Genomic DNA, 20,414 nt, shown 5'->3' with positions numbered 1-20,414 from the left:
AACGGTGCTGTTACTGTTACATTTACGGCTACTGATGAGTGTGGACTTACTAGTACTACTACAGCTACTTACTTAATTAAAGATACCGAAGCGCCAATTGTAGAGACAACTGCTGGTGATTTAGATAGAACTGTTGAGTGTTCTGATGCTAGTGCATTAACTACTGCACTTTCATTAGCTCCTACTGCTACAGATGATTGTAGTGCTACTGTTTTAAATTTAGTTAGTGATATTGTTAATCAAGATACAGATTGTCCTAATGGTTACGTACAAATTAGAACCTGGAACTTCACAGATTCTTGTGGTAATACTAGTGATAATTTTACACAAACAATAACAGTGGTTGATACTACAGCGCCAGAATTAATTTTACCTCCTAATGTTTCAGCTGAATGTAGTGACGATTTATCTCCTGCTTCATACGGAACAGCAACCGCAACAGATAATTGTGATGATAACCCTTCTGTAACTTTTTCCGATGCTATTACTGAAGGTAATTGTGTAGGCTCTTACACTATTACAAGAACATGGTCTACTACTGATGCCTGCGGAAATACTTTTGCTGCAGATCAAATTATAACAGTTTCAGATACAACAGCCCCTGAATTTGATCAGGCAGAATTACCTGAAAATATAACTGTAGAATGTAATGCAATACCAGAAGCGGTTGCATTAACTGCTACAGATAATTGTGGTGATGCTACTGTAACTTTTGAAGAAACTATTACTAACGGTAATTGTCCTTCAAACTACACAATAACCAGAACATATACCGCTACTGATAATTGTGGAATTACAAATACACACATACAAACCATTACTGTTCAAGATACCACTGCTCCAACATTTGTTGAAACCTTACCTGCAACTAATATTGTTGTTGAGTGTAATAATGTTCCTGAAGCAGAAACACTTACTGCTACCGATAATTGTGGTAGCGCTACAGTAACTGTTGAGGATGTGAGAACTGATGGTGATTGTGATTCAAATTATACATTGGCAAGAACCTGGACAGCAACTGATGCATGTGGGTTAACAACTACACACACGCAAATAATTACTGTTCAAGATACTACTGCACCAACATTTACTTCAGATTTACCAAGCAATATTACTGTTGAATGTGATGCAATTCCTGATGCTGAAACACTAACAGCTACTGATAATTGTGGTGATGCTACAGTAACAAGCGCAGATGCTATAACTAATGGTGACTGCCCTAATAATTATATTATTGCAAGAACTTGGACAGCAACTGATGCGTGTGGTTTAACAACAACGCATACACAATTAATTACTGTTCAAGATACAAAAGCACCGCTACCAACTACATCATATGATGAAAACTTAGAAGTTAGCTGTACTGATATACCTGAAATTCCGGAGTTAGAATTTGAAGATAATTGTTCTTCAAACTCAAACATCATAGTAGTTTTCAATGAAACTAGTACGTACCAAGAAGGTGTTTTTGAAGATTATCAAATAGTAAGAACATGGACCGTTAGAGATGAGTGTAATAATGAAGCAGTTTACACCCAAACTTTAGATGTAATACTTGATGAAGAAATTTTTAACATTGTAGCTCCCGATTGGTGTTTTGAAGAAGGTGTTATTGATATGAACACACTAATACCTGGTGATATAAACACAAATGGTACTTGGGAAATGATTGAAGGTGACACAAATGCCACCTTAACCCAGAACATTTTTGACCCTTCTACTTTAGAGTTGAGTTTAGACTTTTTACCTGATAGTGGTGGTATAAACTACCTATTTAGATATACCACAACACATGATGGTTGTATAAGTATAACTGAAGTAACCATGAATGTACATGCAGATTGTGTGGTTTTACCTTGTGGTGAAAAAGACGTAGAAATTTCTACTGCATTAACACCTAACGGAGACGCTTACAATGAAACATTTGAAATAGCTGGTATTGACTTGTGCGGATTTACATATCAAGTTCAAATTTATAACAGATGGGGCGCCTTAGTTTTTGAATCTGATGATTATCAAAATGATTGGGATGGATCAAGTTCAAAATCGGCTGTAGGTGCAGCTGGTAAAGTGCCTAACGGTACATATTATTACATAATAAAAATTAAAGATAGTGGTTTACCGCCATTTACAGGACCTCTTTACATTGGAACCAAATAAAACCTTAACCTATTATGACACGTATTAAACATTTAATAATAACTATAGTATTGTTTGGGAGTGCTTCTGGTATTGCACAGCAATTACCTCAATTCACCCAGTATATGTACAACACTATATCTATAAATCCTGCATACGCAGGTAGTAGAGAAGCTTTAAGCATTGTAGGTTTACACCGTAGCCAATGGGTTGGTTTTAAAGGTGGGCCAATTACGCAAACACTTTCTATTCATACCCCATTACGTAATGATAGAATTGGTTTAGGTTTATCATTTATTGAAGATGATTTAGGCCCGCAAAACTTCACCTATTTATATGGCGATTTTTCATATGCAATTCCTACAGGCTACAAAGGTAAATTAGCATTTGGTTTAAAAGCAGGTTTTACACAATTTAGCTTTGATACTGATTTTAGATTAGACCCTGATAACCAAAACGACCCATTAATTTATGGTACTGAAGATAGATGGACACCAAACCTTGGCGCTGGCATTTATTGGAGTACTGATAGAATTTACGCAGGTTTATCAGCTCCAAGAATTCTTAATAACGATTTTAGCAATAAAAACGATGACTTTGAAGCTTTAGAGCGTATTAGCTACTACTTTACCTTAGGTGGTGTTATAGATTTAAGTAACAGCATTAAATTTAAGCCCGCAGGTTTAATTAAAGCTACAAATGGTGCACCTTTATCTTATGATTTAACTGCTAACTTTTTATTTAATGAAAAATTATGGTTAGGTGGTTCTTACAGAATTAATGAACAAACAGCTGCTATTGGCGGTATTGCAGATTTTCAAATATCTAGACAATTACGTATTGGTTATGCTTATGAAAAACCAATTTCTGATATAGCAGATTACACTTCAGGAACACATGAGATACTTTTAATTTATGAATTCAAGTTCTTAAGTTCTAAACTAAAATCACCACGTTATTTCTAATTAAGGCATTTTATGAAATTAAAACATTACATATTAGTTTGTATAACGCTAACACTTAGTCTTTCTGTATTTGCACAACAAGGCAAGCAAAAAAGAGCCGATACACTTTTTAATAAGTTTTCATTTGTAAAAGCTGCTAAAGTTTACAGAGAACTTATTCAAAAAAACTATAATAAAGATTACGCAACAAGACGTTTAGCCGATTGTTACGCGTATTTAAGAGATCCTAAAAACGCTGCCAGATACTATAAAAGTGTTGTAAAACAAGACAATGTACCGGTAGAATATTACTATAGTTATGCACAAGCGTTACGTGGTATAAAAAAATATGAAGAATCTAATATTTGGCTTAAGCGCTATAAAGATTCTGGAGGCGTTGTAAATGCTAATGATTTTTCTAAAGACATCAATTTTATAACAAGTGTTTTTGGTGCTAAAAAACAATATTTTCTAGACAGAGTTAGGTTCAACTCTAAATACAGTGATTTTGGCGCTTTTGAGCATAATGGTAAAGTATATTTTGCTTCTGCAAGAGATGAGGGAGTGTCAATAAAACGTGTTTACGGTTGGAATGAACAACCTTTTCTAGATATTTATGTTACTGATGTAAAATCTAGAAGAAACGTAAATCATACCGGAAAATTAAAAGGAGATGTTAATTCTATTTATCATGATGGTCCAGTAACTATTACAAAAAATGGTAAGCACATGTATTTCTCAAGTAATAATTTCCAAAAAGATATTGAGAAAAAAGATAGTAAAGGTATGACAAATATGAAAATATACCGTGCAACATACCGTGATAGTACTTGGACTGATGTTGAAGATCTTTCAATAAACAGTGATAATTACTCAACACAACATGCTGCTTTAAATAAAGACGATTCTAAACTATACTTTGCGTCAGATAGACCTGGAGGTTTTGGCGGATCTGATATTTACGTAGTAGATATTAATCCTGATGGCTCTTTAGGTGAACCAAAAAACCTAGGAGGTATAATTAATACTGAAAGTGCTGAAGGTTTTCCTTTTATTAATCAAGAAGATGTATTGTTCTTTTCTTCCGATGGACATACAGGCCTTGGTTTGTTAGATGTTTTCGCAACTATTAAAGGTGAAAATGATGATTTTGTTGATGTTGTAAACCTTGGTATTCCTATTAATTCAAATAAAGATGATTTTTCTTTTACAATGAATCCTAACGGAATTACAGGTTATTTTGCATCAAACAGAAAAGGTGGTAGAGGTGATGATGATATCTATGCGTATCACCGAGAACCCACACTACATGTTGAAGGTGTGGTTAATGATGCTATTAACATGAACCCAATAGCAGGAGCCAAAATTACCTTATTTGATGATAAAGGTAATGAAATAGCCTACATGGAAACTGATGAAAACGGTTTCTATCAAATAAATATAGATAGAAATCAAGATTATAAAATAGTAGCAAGTCAAGAAAAATATATTGACGATTACAGAAATTTTACATCAAAAAACATACAAACAGAACTTGTTACTATTGATGCAAATATGCTTTTAAATCCTGTACAAGACGTTATAAAGCTTGCTGAATTAAACACCATTTATTTTGATTTTAATAGGCATAATATACGCGAAGATGCAGCCTTAGAACTTGATAAAATTGTTAACCTTATGCAAAATGATTATCCTGAAATGGTAATTAGAATTGAATCGCATACAGACTCCAGAGGATCTTTAACGTATAATGACAAATTATCAATTGACAGGGCAAATGCAACCTACGAGTATTTAATATCAAAAGGTATACACCCTGATAGAATTACAGCTCATGAAGGTTTTGGTGAACGTAGGTTAACCAACGGTTGTCAAGATGGTGAAAATTGTGAAGAAGAAGAACATCAATTAAACCGTAGAACTCAATTTATTGTTGTAAAAATGGAATAACCAATAAGCTAGTAATTACATACACCTTTACTAGCTTACTAGTAGTTTTTTAATTTAAATTATTCGCCCCTATGAAATTAAAAACATACATATTTAATGCTTTTGCTATACTAATTACCATAAATGCTTTTGCACAATACGGCGCGCAAAAAAAAGCTGATAACTTATTTAACACCTTTTCTTTTGCCAATGCTACAGAGGTATACCATAAGCTCATAGAAAAAAACTTCAATACAGAATATGCTACAAGGCAACTTGCTGATAGTTATGCTTATATGCGCAATGCAGATAGTGCTGTTGTGTATTATGAAAAAGTTGTAAAGCAAAACAATGCACCAACAGAGTATTTATACAAATATGCTCAAGTTTTGCGTGCAGTTGGCAAGTACAATGAAGCTAGAACATATTTACAAAAATTTAAGCAAGCTGGTGGCACAATTAATACCAATACATTAAATACCGATAAAGATTTTTTAAACACCATATTTAATGCCAAACAACAGTATTTTTTAAAAGATGTAAAATTTAACTCTAAATACAGTGATTTTGGTGCTTACCAAAATAATGGTACTATTTATTTTACATCATCAAGAACTGTTGGCGCATCAACTAAGCATGTATATGGCTGGGATAACGAACCTTTTCTAGATATTTACACAACAAATAGTATTACTGATAGTATTGTAAATAATAAATCTAAATTAAAAGGTAAAGTTAACTCTGTGTATCATGATGGGCCTGTTACCATTACAAAAAATGGTAAAACCATGTATTTTTCTAGAACATCTTTCAAGAAAAACAAATTAGATAAAGACAATAACGGCACAAGTAATTTAAAAATTTACAAAGCTACACTTGATAATGGTTCTTGGACAAATATTGAAGAATTAAGCTTTAATAACAATGCGTATTCAAATGCGCACCCTGCATTAAACCACGATGAAACAAAATTATATTTTGCTTCTGATATGCCAGGTGGCATTGGCGGATCAGATATTTATTATGTAGAAATATTAGAAAACGGAACTTATAGCAAACCTGTAAACCTTGGAAACACCATTAATACTGAAAAAAATGAGCGTTTTCCGTTTGTTAATAGCGAAGGTACTTTGTTTTTTGCCTCCGATGGGCACCCAGGCTTAGGTATGTTAGACATTTTTGCAGCAGTAAAAAATAGTAATAACAGTACTAATATTGTTAATTTAGGAATACCAGTAAATTCTAGTAAAGATGATTTTTCTTTTTTTATGAATGAAAATGGATTAACTGGTTTTTTTGCATCAAACAGACATGGAGGTGTTGGCGGCGATGATATTTATGCCTTTGATAGAATACCTCAATTAATACTTAAAGGCCATATTACAGATGCATCAACCAATACACCTGTAATAAACGCTAAAGTTATTTTAAAAGATTATAATGGCCATAAAATTGCCGAATTAACTACTGATGAAAATGGTAATTATGAAATAAATGTTGATAGAGACACAGATTATATGGTTGAAGTTACTAAAGATAATTTTATTGATAATGCTACAAAAGTTTCAACTAAGAACATTGAAAAAAGTACAACCACAATAACCAATAATGTATCTTTACAACCTGTACCTATTAAAGAAACTCCAAGTCTTGGTAATTTAAATACTATCTATTTTGATTTTAATGCTTCTAACATTAGAAAAGATAGTAGCGAAGAATTAGATAAAATAGCTGAAATAATGCTAATTAAGTTCCCTAATATTGATATAAAAATTGAATCGCATACAGATTCTAGAGGGCCAAGTAGTTATAATAAAGTATTATCACAAAAAAGAGCCAATGCTACGTTTAATTACTTAGTTAGTAAAGGTGTACCTGCAAATAGAATTAAAGAATATACAGGTTATGGCGAAGAACAATTGGTAAATAATTGTAACAATACTACTAAATGTAATGAAGCCGAACACCAATTGAATAGGCGTACGCAATTTATAATTATAACATCAAATGAAACCAATTAGAAATTCTATACATTTCTCACTTAAAAGCCTTTATATAATTTTATAAAGGCTTTTTTATGGACTAATAAAATATTTTAAAAACAATAAATCCTCCCTTATAAAAGAGAGGATTTATATACCTAAAGCTAAATTTAATAACCTTTTTAGTTATTAATATAACACTTAATAATGTAAAATAAACGTATAACGTGCCTATAAGCTATACGCTAATAAAATACATTATAAGGTTATGCTTGTACGTTACAATTAATTACTGTAACGTTATTTTTTAATGAAGATGTTGGTAAAATACCAACGCCCTTTTTCGTTTTGTTCAGCAGAAATATCACAATTTGTGAAATCGCCTTCAATGGTTGCTCTATGGCCATCACTTTTTAACCACGCTTTTACAACAGTTTCTGCAGAACTGTAGCCATAAGCTACATTTTCAGAAACAGACTTTGCACCAGCATTCGATTTTAAATAATCACTTCTAGTAAAAAAATTATGATGTGATACATCACCCGTATCAAGCATATAATCTGTATGTGTAAAAGCTACAGATTTTATTATTTGCAAATCATTTAAAGGATTTAATCCTATAGATAAGCGATGATTGTTAATGTGCTCTAAAACTTCAATTTCAATAGTTTTAGTTTGCGGAGTTATGGCACTTAACTCTAACGATTCAACTTTATCGTCAATGCTGTCTGTTGCGCATGATACGCATAATACAGCAAACAATGCCAATGTTGGCAGTTTAGCTAATAACTTCATAAGTAGGTAAATTTAGATTTGGTATTATAAATTTAAGCTTAACCTACTTATAAAGTGTTAACAGTATGTTAAAATCGATTAAAAACAAGCTCTTAATCGTATTATTATGTTTTTCATCGATTAATAGCAGTGGAAAATGTTAATAAAAAGCTTTTAAACGGTTATTTATGGAGATAATCGGTTTTTCAACCAATTATAATCATCTTGTAACTGATAGCGTATTCTATCATGAAGTCTGTTAGGTCTACCCTGCCAAAATTCAATTTCCACAGGTTTAACAATATATCCGCCCCAATGTTCTGGTCTTGGTATGTGCTTACCTTCAAATGTGTTTTCTAAATCTGAAAGTTTATTTTCAATATAGCTTCTATTTTCAATAATTTCACTTTGATTAGAAACCAAAGCTCCCAATTGACTACCTCTTGGCCTAGATTCAAAATAACCATCACTTAAATTTTTAGCTATCTTTTCAGCTTTTCCTTTAATAATTACTTGCCTTTCAGCTTTATGCCAAAAAAAAGATAAACAAACATTTGGGTTTTGTGCTATAGCTTTTCCTTTTTCGCTTAAGTAATTAGTGTAAAAAATAAAACCTTCATACGTGTATTTTTTTAGGAGTACTACCCTACTTTTTGGATAACCATCTAAACCAATTGTTGAAACAGTCATGGCATTATTTTCATCTTCAGTAAAAAACTTATCAACTTCAAAAAACCACTTTTGAAACAATTCCATAGGATTTTCTGGGGTATCATTTAAAAGTAGAGCGCCTTTTTCATAAGACTTTCTGTAATTACTTAAATCGTTTTCCATAAATTAAATTAATAAAAAACTTTACGTTATATTTTTATAAAATATTGTATATTAGTTACTAGTGTTAATTTTTGAAGCTAATATTGCTATAAGCGTCTCTCTTATTTTTTAAATACATTAACTATAACTAATTGTTTGTATTATGCGCTTCGAAACTACTAATTATTTCAAAAATAACCACAGCTATAAACATGTTTTATCATTTGGCACATTTTACTTGTGTGAAAATTTTTATGTAGCTGAAATTAATGAAGGTGCTCATGTTGACTATGAGAATTTGAAAGAATTAATGCAAGATTTAGTTAGCTTTTATGGTAAGAACTCTAAAATAGGTGTTATTGCCAACAGAATTAATGCCTATTCTACCAATCCACAAAGTTTTAATAAAATTGATGCAGAATTTAATATTGTATCGGCTAGTGCTTTTGTTTTATATAGTGATTTGGCATTTGGTAATGCATCAATTGAAAAAATGATTACCAACAAAAGCATTAAACGTTGTGAAAGTTTAGATGAAGCTATTGAATGGATTTCTAATTTAGAAGAGCTTGTGCTTAAAAGTTAAAAACTTTACCATCTTTTGCTAATACAACATTATCAAAAACTTGTTCAGCCTCTAATTTAAAATCGTTTATATCTTTATATCGTGTTGAATAATGCCCCAAAATTAATGTGCCTGCATTAGATTTTTTGGCTATTGTTGCTGCTTCTTTAGCTGTAGCGTGTTTTGTACGCTCTGTTAAATGTGCTTGCGATTCTAAAAAAGTAGATTCATGATACAATACATCAACGTTTTGTATTATGGGTACAATATCTTCTTTGTACATTGTATCACTACAAAACGCATAACTTTTGGGCTTTTTTGCAGGTTTAGTTACAGTTTCGTTTTTAATAGTAATACCGTTTTCATTAATTATATCAAACCCTTGTTTTAATTTACGGTAATAAGCCACATCAATATTAGCTTCATTTGCAGCATTAATATCTAGTCTTCTGTCGCCTTCTTTTTCTTTAAATAAAAAACCGTTTGTATATACTCTATGGTTTAATGGAATGGTATGCACTTCAACTTTATCATCTTGAAAAATACATTGTGAATTGGTTGTTGTTAATTCATGAAAAATAAGGTTATAGTTTGTCCATGAATCGGCTAACTTCATTTGTAAAGTAATGATTTCTTTAATGCCTTTTGGGCCATAAATATGTAAATCTGCCTCTCTACCTAATAATCTAAAAGTTGAAATAACACCAACTAAACCAAAAAAATGATCGCCGTGTAAATGCGAAATAAATATGTGTTTTATACGACTAAATTTTATTTTATGTTTTCTAAGCTGTACTTGTGTACCCTCACCACAATCAATTAAAAACATGTTTCCGCGCATCTCTAATACTTGAGAGGTTGGATTGGTTAAAATTCTTGGAGTAGCACTGTAACAGCCTAAAATGGTTAATTTCATAAAATTAAAATCCTAAGTCGCGTTCCATTTCTTCCATTTCAATAATATCATAGGCTTCCTGTAGTGTTGGAACAACAACAATTTCATCAGGAACTTCATCAAAATTTACTTTATTAGTAACTATTATAAATGAATGTTTTGAAGCTCTATGGGTATTTGATAATTGTAAAAACTCAATAAGTTCTTCTAGCTTTATAGGTTTTAACGTAGTTAAATTCACAATTACATTATTATTCTTAAACTTTGGGTATAATGCCTGAAGTTTTTTAACTAACTCAATTACAGTAGCTTTTTCTTGGGTTATTATAGTTGTATTGTCTTTTTGATCAAAAATCATAGCTTATTGTTTTATTTTAGAGGCTAACAAATAAATTACCGCCATTCTTATGGCTACGCCATTTTCAACTTGATTTAAAATTATTGATTGGTTAGAGTCTGCCACATCACTAGTAATTTCAACACCTCTATTTATAGGGCCTGGGTGCATTATTGTTATTTCTTTGTTTAGTGAGTTTAGCAGGGCTTTGTTTACTCCAAATTGTTGTGTGTACTCTCTGGTTGATGGAAAATAACTAATATCCATACGTTCATTTTGAACACGCAACATATTTGCTACATCGCACCAATTTAATGCTTTACGCAGGTTTGTTTCTACCTTTACACCTAACTCACTAATATATTTAGGTAACAATGTTTTAGGCCCGCAAACCATTACTTCTGCACCTTGTAATTGTAGTGCAAATATATTTGATAAGGCTACTCTACTGTGTAAAATATCGCCCACAATAACTACTTTTTTACCAGCAACATCACCTAATTTTTCTCTAATAGAATACGAATCTAATAAGGCTTGGGTTGGGTGTTCATGTGCTCCATCACCAGCATTAACAATACTTGCTTTTACATGTTTTGATAAAAATATACCTGCACCAGGATTTGGGTGACGCATAACTACCATATCAACTTTCATTGATAAAATATTGTTAACTGTATCAATAAGTGTTTCTCCTTTTTTAACTGAAGATTGCCCTGATGAAAAGTTTATAACATCGGCAGATAAGCGCTTTTCAGCCAATTCAAACGATAGTTTTGTTCTGGTTGAATTTTCAAAAAACAGGTTTGCAATGGTAATATCTCTAAGCGAAGGTACTTTTTTTATAGGCCTGTTAATCACTTCTTTAAAATGATCGGCTGTTTCAAAAATTAGCTCAATATCTTTTTGATTCAGATATTTTATTCCTAATAAGTGGTTTACACTTAATTCGCTCATTTTATTTGTTTAAATTTTAATGTTTTAAGTTTAAAATTATTTCATAATAAACTAAAACGTATTATTTTTCTATTAAATACACGGCATCTTCACCTTCATTTTCTTGCCAATGTACTATTACTTTTTCTTTATTAATGGCATCAACTTGCCTACCTCTGTAGTTTGGTTGTATAGGTAAATGTCTGCTAAAACGTCTGTCTATTAAAGTTAATAACTCAATTTCATTAGGCCTACCAAATGATTGAATTGCAGTTAAAGCGGCTCTTATACTACGGCCTGTGTATAAAACATCATCAATAAAAACAATGTTTTGGTTTTCAACTAAAAAGTTAACTTCGGTAGTATTAGCTTTTAAGGGTTTGTCACCTCTTCTAAAATCGTCTCTATAAAATGTAATATCTAACTGGCCTTGTTTAACATCTTTTACATTGTAAACGTTTTTAAGTATTTTAGATATTCTGTTTGCCAAATAAACGCCTCTTGGTTGTAAACCAATTAAAACGGTGTTTGAAAAATCGTTATGTTTTTCAATAAGTTGACAAGCCAATCGGTGAAGAATGATGTTTACTTCTTTTGTGTTTAGTAAAACTTTTTGACTCATATACTAATCCAAACGTGTTTGGAGAACAAAGGTAATGTAAAATTTTAGAAGTTGAAAGATTATATTGCTTAAGAAGTTTGATGTTTATAAAATGAAAAAGCCTTCAATTTCTTGAAGGCTTTTTAGTATTTGAATAGATTTTCGTTTTCACGAAAAATGAAAAGCTATTATTAAGCTTTACCGTCTAATTTATCTTTAAGAGCTTGTAAAGCATCATTAGCATCACCTAAAGTTGGTTTTGCTTCAGCAGCAGCAGCAGCAGCTTTTTTAGCAGCAGCTTTTACGTTTTTAGCTTCTTCTTCTCTAAAAATTGCTGTATGCGATGCTACAACACGTTTAAACTCTTTATTGAATTCAATAATTTTGAAATCAGCAGTTTCTCCTTTAGATAATTTACTACCGTCTTCTTTTTCTAAGTGTCTAGCAGGTACAAACGCTACTATATCTTCGTTAAATTTAACAGTTGCTCCTTTATCTACTAACTCTTCAATTGCGCCAGAGTGTGTAGTATCTAAAGCAAATTCAGTTTCGTATTTATCCCAAGGATTATCAGTTGTTTGTTTATGTCCTAAAGATAGTTTACGTCCTTCAACATCTAACTCTAAAACAACAACATCTAATTTGTCTCCAACAGCACAGAATTCACTTGGGTGTTTAATTTTCTTAGTCCAAGATAAATCAGAGATATAAATTAATCCATCAATACCTTCTTCTAATTCAACAAATACACCAAAGTTTGTAAAGTTACGTACAACACCTGTGTGTTTAGAGCCTAATGGGTATTTTTCAGTAATGTCAGTCCATGGGTCTGGAGTTAATTGCTTAATGCCTAAAGACATTTTACGTTCTTCTCTATCTAAAGTTAAGATAACTGCTTCAACTTCATCTCCTACAGAAACGAAATCTTGTGCTGAACGTAAGTGTGTTGACCATGACATTTCAGAAACGTGAATTAAACCTTCAACACCATCGGCAACTTCAATAAATGCACCGTAATCTGCAATTACAACTACTTTACCTTTTACTTTATCACCAACTTTAACCTCTTCAGCTAATGCTTCCCAAGGGTGTTTGCTTAATTGTTTTAAACCTAATTGGATTCTAGATTTATCTTCATCAAAATCAAGAATTACAACATTAAGTTTTTGGTCTAACTCAACAATTTCGTTAGGGTGGTTAATTCTAGACCAAGAAAGGTCTGTAATGTGAATTAATCCATCTACACCACCAAGATCAATAAATACACCGTAAGATGTTACGTTTTTAACAACACCTTCTAATACTTGACCTTTTTCTAACTGACCAATAATTTCTTTCTTTTGTTCTTCAATATCAGCCTCAATAAGTGCTTTATGAGAAACAACAACGTTTTTAAATTCGTGGTTAATTTTTACAACCTTGAATTCCATTGTTTTGTTTACGTACTGATCGTAATCTCTAATTGGCTTCACATCAATTTGAGATCCTGGTAAGAATGCTTCAATGCCAAATACATCTACAATCATACCACCTTTAGTTCTGCATTTTACAAAACCGTTAACAATTTCACCAGAGTCATGTGCTGCATTTACGCGGTCCCATGCTTTAATTACTCTTGCTTTTCTGTGAGATAATACTAATTGACCTGTAGCATCTTCACGTACATCAATTAATACTTCTACTTTATCACCAACTGCTAAGTTAGGGTTGTAGCGAAACTCGTTTAATGAAATTACACCTTCAGATTTTGCGTTGATATCAATAATTGCATCTCTATCTGAAATGTGTACAACTTTACCTTCAACAACTTCATCATTTAAAGTGTCTACAAAGTTTTCAGCTACTAATTTTTCAAATTCTTCAAGTTGTTTACCATCAACTTCATCAATACCTTCTTGATAATTGTGCCAGTTAAACTCTTTTAAAAATTTTTCAGGATTAGCTTGTGCTTCAGATACTACTGGAGCTTCTTTTACAGTTGAAGTTTCTTGAGTTTCAACTTCAGGATTTTTTGCTTCTTCAGCCATTTAATAAGTAAACAATGGTATTATTTTTTATATTGTAAATAAATACACATTGCAATTTGTATTCTGTATGCTTGAAAAGAATTAAGCAAATAACACACAGAAGTGTTAATTTTACTAGTGTTTCAGCCCTTTTATCTTTTCATAATTTGCTAAAAGGAGTGCAAAAATAAACATTTTTAACCTAAATACCTAAAAATGAAGTTATAATATTTTTTGTGACTAATAACTAAAACATGTGTCTCAATTAATGAAAACATAAATTTTAAATTAGTTTATACCTAATAAATTTAATTATATTTAACCTTAACATTAACATAAAATTTTAAACATGGCAGTAAAAGCAAAATACCAAGACGTTTTAGATTTAGGAGAATCTTTAAACATTCAAAACGGAGACGTACAAATTGAAGGTGATGTTCTTAAGGTGTGGGGAACAGCAAATACCCAGTACGAAAAGAACTTAATTTGGGATAAAATAAAAGAAATTGGTGGTGAAAACCCTGCAGATATTATGGCTGATATTAAAGTAGCCGACGAAACTGTGTACCACAGACACACAGTAAAAAGTGGTGAAACTTTAGGCAAAATAGCTAAGCATTACTACAAAGATGCCATGAAATACAAAGAAATTTTTGAAGCTAACTCTGATATTTTAAAAAACCCAGATGTAATTCACCCAGACCAAGAATTAATTATACCCAACCTATAATAAAGTACTTTTATTGTACATAAAAAAACATTAGTTTTACTAAAGTGCGTGTTTTGAAAGTATTTTTAAGCACGCATTTTTCATTCCTAAAACTCCTATTAAAGAAAACTAAAAAACTAAATTATTTATGATTAAAAAAATTACATACCTATTCCTATTACTACCTTTTACTTTAATAGCACAGCAAAAAATAGAAATAAAAGGTATTATTTTAGATGAATTTAATGAACCCGTACCCTTTGTGGCTGTTGGTATTGTAGAAAAATACATAGGAACAGCAAGTACTGAAGATGGTGAGTTTTCTTTTTTTATAACACAAAATGAACTTCAGGATTCTTTATCTATTTCTAGTTTAGGTTATGATCCCTTCAAAATAAAGGTAGAAGATTTTTTAAAATTGGAAAAAAAAGAAATCATCTTAAAAGAAACCGTTACCGAATTAAATGAAGTTACACTACTAATACCCAGCAACTATGTTGTTAATGCATTAAAAAAACTAAAAGAGAATACTATAAGTAAAACACATCAATTGGAGTTTTTATTTAGAACTGCCGTTACAGAAGGAGATCAAGCTAAACTTTTAGTTGAAAATTATATAAAAGTAAAAGACCGAGGTCCAGCTTTTTACTTTGGTGAAGTTGAAGTTGCTGAAAGTAGAAAATCTGCCGATTATCGTATATGGAAACCTAAACATAATTGGCATCAAATTAATGTTGTAGCACACATTAACCCTATAAGACCAAATGATTCTGGGCATGCTAGAAACATAAAAAAATTTATTTGGAAAAAAATTGGAGATTCATCATATGAAGGTGAAGATGTGGTAATTCTTGAAGGGCAAAACCCCAAAAAAAAATGGGAAAAAATAAAATTATTCATAGGTGTTGATACGTTTAAAATTTATAGAATTGAACGTGGTAATACATTATTTGTTTACAAAAATTATAAAAACGAAAAACTAGTTTTAAGTTATTATAAGCATGATTGGCACTTATCAAAAGACCGTATACCTAAAGAGTATTGGAACACACCAGTTATAAACTCTCATTTTAAAGGCGAAGCATTCTTATATAATGTTATTACAGATAAAAAGAATATTAAAGTTGTTCCTTACGGAATAAACGTTGATGCGCATTTAATTGATTTACCTTATAATGCCAATTTTTGGAATAATTTAAGTTTACCACCTGATACTAAATTTTATAAAAGTATTCGTGAAGGTTTAGAAGCAGCCTATGGTGTACCTTTAGAAAAACAATATGAATTAGTTAACGAAAAATAATTTTAGATAATTTCACAAAAAAAGCGCTTTATTAATAAAGCGCTTTTTTATGTTCATTCCGTGTCTTCTAAAGTCATTTTTACCAAGCCCAACACCTTATCAAATTGTTCATTTAAAGACAGTGTAGAGTTGTCTATTTCAATAGCATCATCTGCTTTTATTAACGGAGAGTCTTTTCTTGTAGAATCTAAATAATCGCGCTCTTGTACATTTTTAAGAACACTTTCATAAGTAATTTTATCACCTCTATCTGTTAACTCTTTGTAACGCCTTTGCGCTCTAGTTTCGGCAGATGCTGTCATAAAAATTTTTAATTCTGCATTTGGAAACACAACAGTACCAATATCTCGCCCATCCATAACAACGCCTTTATCTTTGCCTAATTGTTGCTGAATTGCTACTAATTTTTGTCTGACTTCAGATACTGCAGCTACTTTACTAACAAAACCTGATACTTCTAAGGTTCTAATACTTCGTTCTACATTACTGCCATTTAAATACACTTCAGCAAAACCTAACGCTTCATTGTATTTAAAACTAATTTCAACATTTTTTAACTGGTAAATTAAAGCTTCAACATTAAAATCATTGGTAGTAATTAAACCATTTTGCATGGCGTATAGTGTAACAGCTCTATACATTGCACCAGAATCTACATAAATGTATCCTAAATATTTGGCTATTTGTTTAGCTATAGTACTTTTTCCGGTTGATGAGACCCCATCAATGGCAATGGTTATTTTATTCATTTTTATAGTTTGAAGCGCAAAAATACTTCAATTTTACAGAAATTAATAACTAAAGCGTGTAAAGTAAACTTATTAATTTAAGTCTATTTGCAAACCAAAGAAGTTTGAATTTGCAGCACTTGTGTATTTTGCATGTGTATAACTAAAACGCATTTTATTCATTTTGATAGAAATACCTGCTGATAATCCTGAAAAATTGCGCTGATCTACAATACGCAACTCCTCTCCTCTTCTAAAATTATAGCCTAACCTAATGTTAAATCCGCCTTCTGGAAACAATTCAGCACCTAAAATGGTATGCCTAATAACTTGACCTAAGAAGCCAACTTTTTCATCAGATTGGTTTCCGTTTAAATCGCTAGTAATTCTTGCCGGGTTAGAACTTGCAATAGGCCATTGTTGTAAGTTTTCAAAAGTTACATGCCAACGAATAGGAACATTTTCTAACTTTTGCGATAAACCCAAACTTACTTCAAAAGGTAAACGTTCTTTTAAACCTGCATATGTTGTTATTTGGGTTCCAAAATTTCTAATAACTAAGGCAGCATTAAAATCTAAATACTCATTTATATATAGTAAGCCAACATCAACTGCTGCTCCAAATGATGTATATTGTTCTAGTTTTGAACTTATCAACTTTATGTTTCCACCTAAATAAAAATCTGAATATCCAATTTGACGAGCATAACCAAACGATAAAGCAGCTTCACCACCAGAAAATGTACCAGTAGCATTTCCTTGTTCATCATAACCATCAAAAGAGCCATAATTAATGTATGTTACACCTGCGTGAAATGTTTGGGTTCTTCTGTCTAAAGTATAAGCATATGCAGCGGTACCATAACTTATACCACCTAAATAATTGGTGTAATTTACAGCTAATTGGTTATCCATTTCTATATTAATTGTTGCAGGGTTAAATAAGGCCTGCGTAACATCATAATCTACGTTTGTTAGTACTTTACCGCCTAAAGCGGCTTGCCTTGGAGAAGTTATTAAGTTTAGAAATTGGTACGTATGTTCACCCCCAATTTGTGCAAAAATTATGGGGCAAAAACACAAACAATAAAACGTGATAATTTTTCTAAACATATATTTACTGTACAAATAACGTAAATCTATCTTAAAAACGATACTATGTTTTTTTTATTTCATAAAAAAATGTCATTGTAAACTGGGTGTTTAAAATGACATTTTTAACATTATGTATTTTTATTTAAAGTTTTTTAGCATTTTTTACTTTTTGATTTGTAAGTGCTATTTTAATAACATCGCTCATATCTTGCACGTAATGAAATGTTAAACCTTTTAAATATTCGGCTTTTATTTCTTCAATGTCGCGTTTGTTATCTTCACAAAGTAAAATTTCTTTAATTCTAGCGCGTTTTGCTGCTAAAATTTTCTCTTTTATACCACCAACTGGTAGTACTTTACCACGTAATGTAATTTCACCTGTCATGGCGATACTCTTTTTTACTTTACGTTGTGTGAATAATGAGATTAATGATGTTAACATGGTTACACCTGCACTTGGCCCATCTTTTGGAGTAGCTCCTTCTGGCACGTGAATATGCACGTTATACTTATCAAAAACCTCAGGATTTATACCAAATTCATCAGCGTGAGATTTTATATATTCCATGGCTATAGTGGCAGATTCTTTCATGACTTTACCAAGGTTACCCGTAATTGTTAAAGCGCCTTTTCCTTTAGATAAAATAGATTCAATAAACAAAATATCGCCTCCAACACGTGTCCAGGCTAAACCAGTTACAACACCGGCAACATTATTATTTTCGTATTTATCACGCTCTAATTTAGGGCTTCCTAATACATCAATAACATCTTCATTAGTTACTTTTATGTTGTAATCTTCTTCCATAGCTATATTTTTTGCTGCAAAACGCACCATTTTAGCTATTTGCTTATCTAAACCACGTACACCTGATTCTCTGGTATAACCTTCAACAATTTTTTCTAATTGTGGTTTTCCTATTTTAAGGTTATCGGTATTTAAACCATGTTCTTTTAATTGCTTTGGAAGTAAATGACGTTTACCAATTTCTACTTTTTCTTCAATAGTATAACCTGTTACATTTATAATTTCCATACGGTCTAACAACGCAGGTTGTATGGTTGCTAAACTGTTTGAGGTGGCAATAAACATAACTTTTGAAAGATCATACCCCATTTCTAAAAAGTTATCATAAAACTCATTATTTTGTTCAGGGTCTAAAACTTCTAACATTGCTGAAGAAGGATCTCCTTGATGCGAATTTGATAGTTTATCAATTTCATCTAAAACAAACACAGGGTTTGATGTGCCTGCCTTTTTTAAACTTTGAATGATACGCCCGGGCATTGCACCTATATATGTTTTTCTATGTCCTCTAATTTCAGCTTCATCACGCAAACCTCCCAAAGAAATTCTAACATACTCACGCCCTAAAGCTTCGGCAATAGATTTTCCTAAGGATGTTTTACCAACTCCTGGAGGACCATAAAGACATAAAATTGGCGATTTCATATCATTTCGTAGCTTTAAAACCGCTAAATATTCAATAATGCGTTTTTTTACATCATCTAAACCATAATGATCTCTGTCTAGTATCTTTTTAGCACGTTTTAAATCGAATTTATCTTTGCTAAATTCATTCCAAGGTAGATCTAAAAACAATTCTAAATAATTGCGTTGAATTGAATACTCTGCTACCTGCGGATTCATACGCTGTAATTTAGCTATTTCCTTTTCAAAGTGTTTAGCTACTTTTTCATCCCAATGTTTTTCTTGGGCTTTAGCTTTCATTTCTTCAATTTCTTCATCATGACTTACACCGCCTAATTCTTCTTGAATAGTTTTAATTTGTTGGTGTAAGAAATACTCGCGCTGCTGCTGGCTCATATCCATTTGAACCTTAGACTGAATATCATTTTTAAGCTCTAGCCTTTGGTACTCTACATTCATATGCTTTAATGTAGCTAAGGCTCGTTGCTTTAAATCGTTCATTTCTAAAAGAACTTGCTTTTCAGCAACAGATAAATTCATGTTTGAAGACACAAAATTTACCAAAAACGAATTGCTTTCAATATTTTTTATGGCGAAAGAGGCCTCACTAGGAATATTTGGACTTTCTTTTATGATTTCTAAAGCTAAATCTTTAATTGATTCAATTATAGCAGTAAACTCTTGATTGTTTTTGGCTGGTTTAGCTTCGGGTAAATCTCTAATAGTAGCATTCATGTAAGGGGCTTCTGTTAAAACTTCGGCTACCTTAAAGCGTTTTTTTCCTTGAATAATAACGGTTACGTTGCCATCGGGCATTTTCAAAACACGTAAAATACGAGCTACAGTGCCTGTTTCGTGAATGTCTTTTGCTGAAGGGTTTTCAACAGATTCATCTTTTTGAGCCACAACACCAATAACTTTACTGCCTTTGTTGGCATCATTTATTAGTTTTATAGATTTGTCTCTTCCTGCTGTAATTGGTATAACTACACCAGGAAACAAAACGGTGTTTCTTAAAGATAAAATAGGAAGCGTTTCTGGCAACTCTTCATTATTTATAGCCTCTTCATCTTCGGGTGTCATTAACGGAATTAACTCTGAGTTTTCATCAAATTCCTGAAATGACAAACTGTCAAGCGTTATAAAGTTAGATTTTTTCATATATATTTTTAAGTCAATATGTCATAATAAAACATACTCACTACTTTTTTTTTGATTACTAAAAACTA

General features: G+C 31.6%; 17 protein-coding genes. 7 read left to right on the top strand and 10 right to left on the bottom strand.

Annotation, left to right across the window (positions count from 1 at the left end):
- The 4 genes from FUA26_RS01645 to FUA26_RS01630 all read left to right on the top strand — a co-directional run.
- Window positions 1-2,160 (top strand): gliding motility-associated C-terminal domain-containing protein (locus FUA26_RS01645; protein ID WP_147130776.1); only part of this gene is annotated, 2,160 nt, incomplete at its 5' end.
- A gap of 14 nt (window positions 2,161-2,174) precedes the next feature.
- Complete coding sequence (locus FUA26_RS01640; RefSeq protein ID WP_147130774.1) at window positions 2,175-3,104, top strand: PorP/SprF family type IX secretion system membrane protein; 930 nt, start codon at window positions 2,175-2,177, stop codon at window positions 3,102-3,104.
- Between the two features lie 12 nt (window positions 3,105-3,116).
- Window positions 3,117-5,033: an OmpA family protein gene (locus tag FUA26_RS01635; RefSeq protein WP_147130772.1), complete on the top strand. Its 1,917-nt coding sequence runs from the start codon at window positions 3,117-3,119 to the stop codon at window positions 5,031-5,033.
- 71 nt (window positions 5,034-5,104) lie between these two features.
- Entirely contained in the window at window positions 5,105-7,033 is a 1,929-nt protein-coding gene (locus tag FUA26_RS01630) for an OmpA family protein (protein WP_147130770.1), read from the top strand.
- Between the two features lie 261 nt (window positions 7,034-7,294).
- Here FUA26_RS01630 and FUA26_RS01625 read toward each other — a convergent pair whose 3' ends face one another.
- A complete protein-coding gene (locus FUA26_RS01625) occupies window positions 7,295-7,789 on the bottom strand; it encodes a CAP domain-containing protein (RefSeq protein WP_147130768.1) in 495 nt (164 codons plus the stop codon).
- Window positions 7,790-7,954: 165 nt separating this feature from the next.
- Entirely contained in the window at window positions 7,955-8,602 is a 648-nt protein-coding gene (gene pdxH / locus FUA26_RS01620; RefSeq protein WP_147130766.1) for a pyridoxamine 5'-phosphate oxidase, read from the bottom strand.
- Window positions 8,603-8,744: 142 nt separating this feature from the next.
- Between pdxH and FUA26_RS01615 the strand changes: the two genes are divergently transcribed.
- Entirely contained in the window at window positions 8,745-9,167 is a 423-nt protein-coding gene (locus FUA26_RS01615; protein WP_147130764.1) for a hypothetical protein, read from the top strand.
- Here the strand turns inward: FUA26_RS01615 and FUA26_RS01610 are convergent.
- The 5 genes from FUA26_RS01610 to rpsA all read right to left on the bottom strand — a co-directional run bounded on the left by FUA26_RS01610 (window position 9,157) and on the right by rpsA (window position 13,939).
- Window positions 9,157-10,062: a ribonuclease Z gene (locus tag FUA26_RS01610; RefSeq protein WP_147130762.1), complete on the bottom strand. Its 906-nt coding sequence runs from the start codon at window positions 10,060-10,062 to the stop codon at window positions 9,157-9,159. The two genes, FUA26_RS01615 and FUA26_RS01610, sit on opposite strands and share 11 nt — an antisense overlap.
- A 4-nt stretch (window positions 10,063-10,066) precedes the next feature.
- Window positions 10,067-10,399: a ribonuclease Z gene (locus FUA26_RS01605; RefSeq protein WP_147130761.1), complete on the bottom strand. Its 333-nt coding sequence runs from the start codon at window positions 10,397-10,399 to the stop codon at window positions 10,067-10,069.
- 3 nt (window positions 10,400-10,402) lie between these two features.
- Window positions 10,403-11,332: an aspartate carbamoyltransferase catalytic subunit gene (locus FUA26_RS01600; RefSeq protein ID WP_147130759.1), complete on the bottom strand. Its 930-nt coding sequence runs from the start codon at window positions 11,330-11,332 to the stop codon at window positions 10,403-10,405.
- Window positions 11,333-11,393: 61 nt separating this feature from the next.
- Complete coding sequence (gene pyrR, locus FUA26_RS01595) at window positions 11,394-11,933, bottom strand: bifunctional pyr operon transcriptional regulator/uracil phosphoribosyltransferase PyrR (protein ID WP_147130757.1); 540 nt, start codon at window positions 11,931-11,933, stop codon at window positions 11,394-11,396.
- A 170-nt stretch (window positions 11,934-12,103) separates the two neighbouring features.
- A complete protein-coding gene (rpsA, locus tag FUA26_RS01590) occupies window positions 12,104-13,939 on the bottom strand; it encodes a 30S ribosomal protein S1 (protein ID WP_147130755.1) in 1,836 nt (611 codons plus the stop codon).
- 328 nt (window positions 13,940-14,267) lie between these two features.
- Here rpsA and FUA26_RS01585 point away from each other — a divergent pair, with 328 nt between their 5' ends.
- Window positions 14,268-14,648 carry a LysM peptidoglycan-binding domain-containing protein gene (locus tag FUA26_RS01585; RefSeq protein WP_147130753.1) on the top strand — a complete coding sequence of 127 codons (381 nt, stop codon included), beginning with the start codon at window positions 14,268-14,270 and terminating at the stop codon, window positions 14,646-14,648.
- A gap of 127 nt (window positions 14,649-14,775) precedes the next feature.
- Window positions 14,776-15,930 (top strand): carboxypeptidase-like regulatory domain-containing protein, encoded by a 1,155-nt coding sequence (locus FUA26_RS01580; protein WP_147130751.1) that lies wholly within the window; start codon window positions 14,776-14,778, stop codon window positions 15,928-15,930.
- A 53-nt stretch (window positions 15,931-15,983) separates the two neighbouring features.
- Here FUA26_RS01580 and cmk read toward each other — a convergent pair whose 3' ends face one another.
- The 3 genes from cmk to lon all read right to left on the bottom strand — a co-directional run bounded on the left by cmk (window position 15,984) and on the right by lon (window position 20,346).
- Entirely contained in the window at window positions 15,984-16,679 is a 696-nt protein-coding gene (gene cmk, locus FUA26_RS01575) for a (d)CMP kinase (RefSeq protein WP_147130749.1), read from the bottom strand.
- A 72-nt stretch (window positions 16,680-16,751) separates the two neighbouring features.
- Window positions 16,752-17,771 (bottom strand): type IX secretion system protein PorQ, encoded by a 1,020-nt coding sequence (gene porQ / locus FUA26_RS01570; protein ID WP_147130747.1) that lies wholly within the window; start codon window positions 17,769-17,771, stop codon window positions 16,752-16,754.
- Window positions 17,772-17,895: 124 nt separating this feature from the next.
- The gene (gene lon / locus FUA26_RS01565) at window positions 17,896-20,346 is read right to left on the bottom strand and encodes an endopeptidase La (protein WP_147130745.1); all 2,451 of its coding nucleotides are present in this window, start codon (window positions 20,344-20,346) and stop codon (window positions 17,896-17,898) included.
- Window positions 20,347-20,414 lie beyond the last annotated feature (68 nt).

Origin of the sequence: Seonamhaeicola algicola (assembly GCF_007997385.1) — a bacterium.
In the GTDB taxonomy this organism is placed as follows: domain Bacteria; phylum Bacteroidota; class Bacteroidia; order Flavobacteriales; family Flavobacteriaceae; genus Seonamhaeicola; species Seonamhaeicola algicola.
Note: the sequence above shows the minus strand (reverse complement) of the source record. Positions and strands in the feature narration are given on the sequence as shown.

Bases quoted from the DNA above. Each gene is read 5' to 3' on its own strand.
- FUA26_RS01640 (WP_147130774.1), top strand. From the start codon at position 2,175: ATGACACGTATTAAACATTTAATAATAACTATAGTATTGTTTGGGAGT.
- FUA26_RS01635 (WP_147130772.1), top strand. From the start codon at position 3,117: ATGAAATTAAAACATTACATATTAGTTTGTATAACGCTAACACTTAGT.
- FUA26_RS01630 (WP_147130770.1), top strand. From the start codon at position 5,105: ATGAAATTAAAAACATACATATTTAATGCTTTTGCTATACTAATTACC.
- FUA26_RS01625 (WP_147130768.1), bottom strand. From the start codon at position 7,789: ATGAAGTTATTAGCTAAACTGCCAACATTGGCATTGTTTGCTGTATTA.
- pdxH (WP_147130766.1), bottom strand. From the start codon at position 8,602: ATGGAAAACGATTTAAGTAATTACAGAAAGTCTTATGAAAAAGGCGCT.
- FUA26_RS01615 (WP_147130764.1), top strand. From the start codon at position 8,745: ATGCGCTTCGAAACTACTAATTATTTCAAAAATAACCACAGCTATAAA.
- FUA26_RS01610 (WP_147130762.1), bottom strand. From the start codon at position 10,062: ATGAAATTAACCATTTTAGGCTGTTACAGTGCTACTCCAAGAATTTTA.
- FUA26_RS01605 (WP_147130761.1), bottom strand. From the start codon at position 10,399: ATGATTTTTGATCAAAAAGACAATACAACTATAATAACCCAAGAAAAA.
- FUA26_RS01600 (WP_147130759.1), bottom strand. From the start codon at position 11,332: ATGAGCGAATTAAGTGTAAACCACTTATTAGGAATAAAATATCTGAAT.
- pyrR (WP_147130757.1), bottom strand. From the start codon at position 11,933: ATGAGTCAAAAAGTTTTACTAAACACAAAAGAAGTAAACATCATTCTT.
- rpsA (WP_147130755.1), bottom strand. From the start codon at position 13,939: ATGGCTGAAGAAGCAAAAAATCCTGAAGTTGAAACTCAAGAAACTTCA.
- FUA26_RS01585 (WP_147130753.1), top strand. From the start codon at position 14,268: ATGGCAGTAAAAGCAAAATACCAAGACGTTTTAGATTTAGGAGAATCT.
- FUA26_RS01580 (WP_147130751.1), top strand. From the start codon at position 14,776: ATGATTAAAAAAATTACATACCTATTCCTATTACTACCTTTTACTTTA.
- cmk (WP_147130749.1), bottom strand. From the start codon at position 16,679: ATGAATAAAATAACCATTGCCATTGATGGGGTCTCATCAACCGGAAAA.
- porQ (WP_147130747.1), bottom strand. From the start codon at position 17,771: ATGTTTAGAAAAATTATCACGTTTTATTGTTTGTGTTTTTGCCCCATA.
- lon (WP_147130745.1), bottom strand. From the start codon at position 20,346: ATGAAAAAATCTAACTTTATAACGCTTGACAGTTTGTCATTTCAGGAA.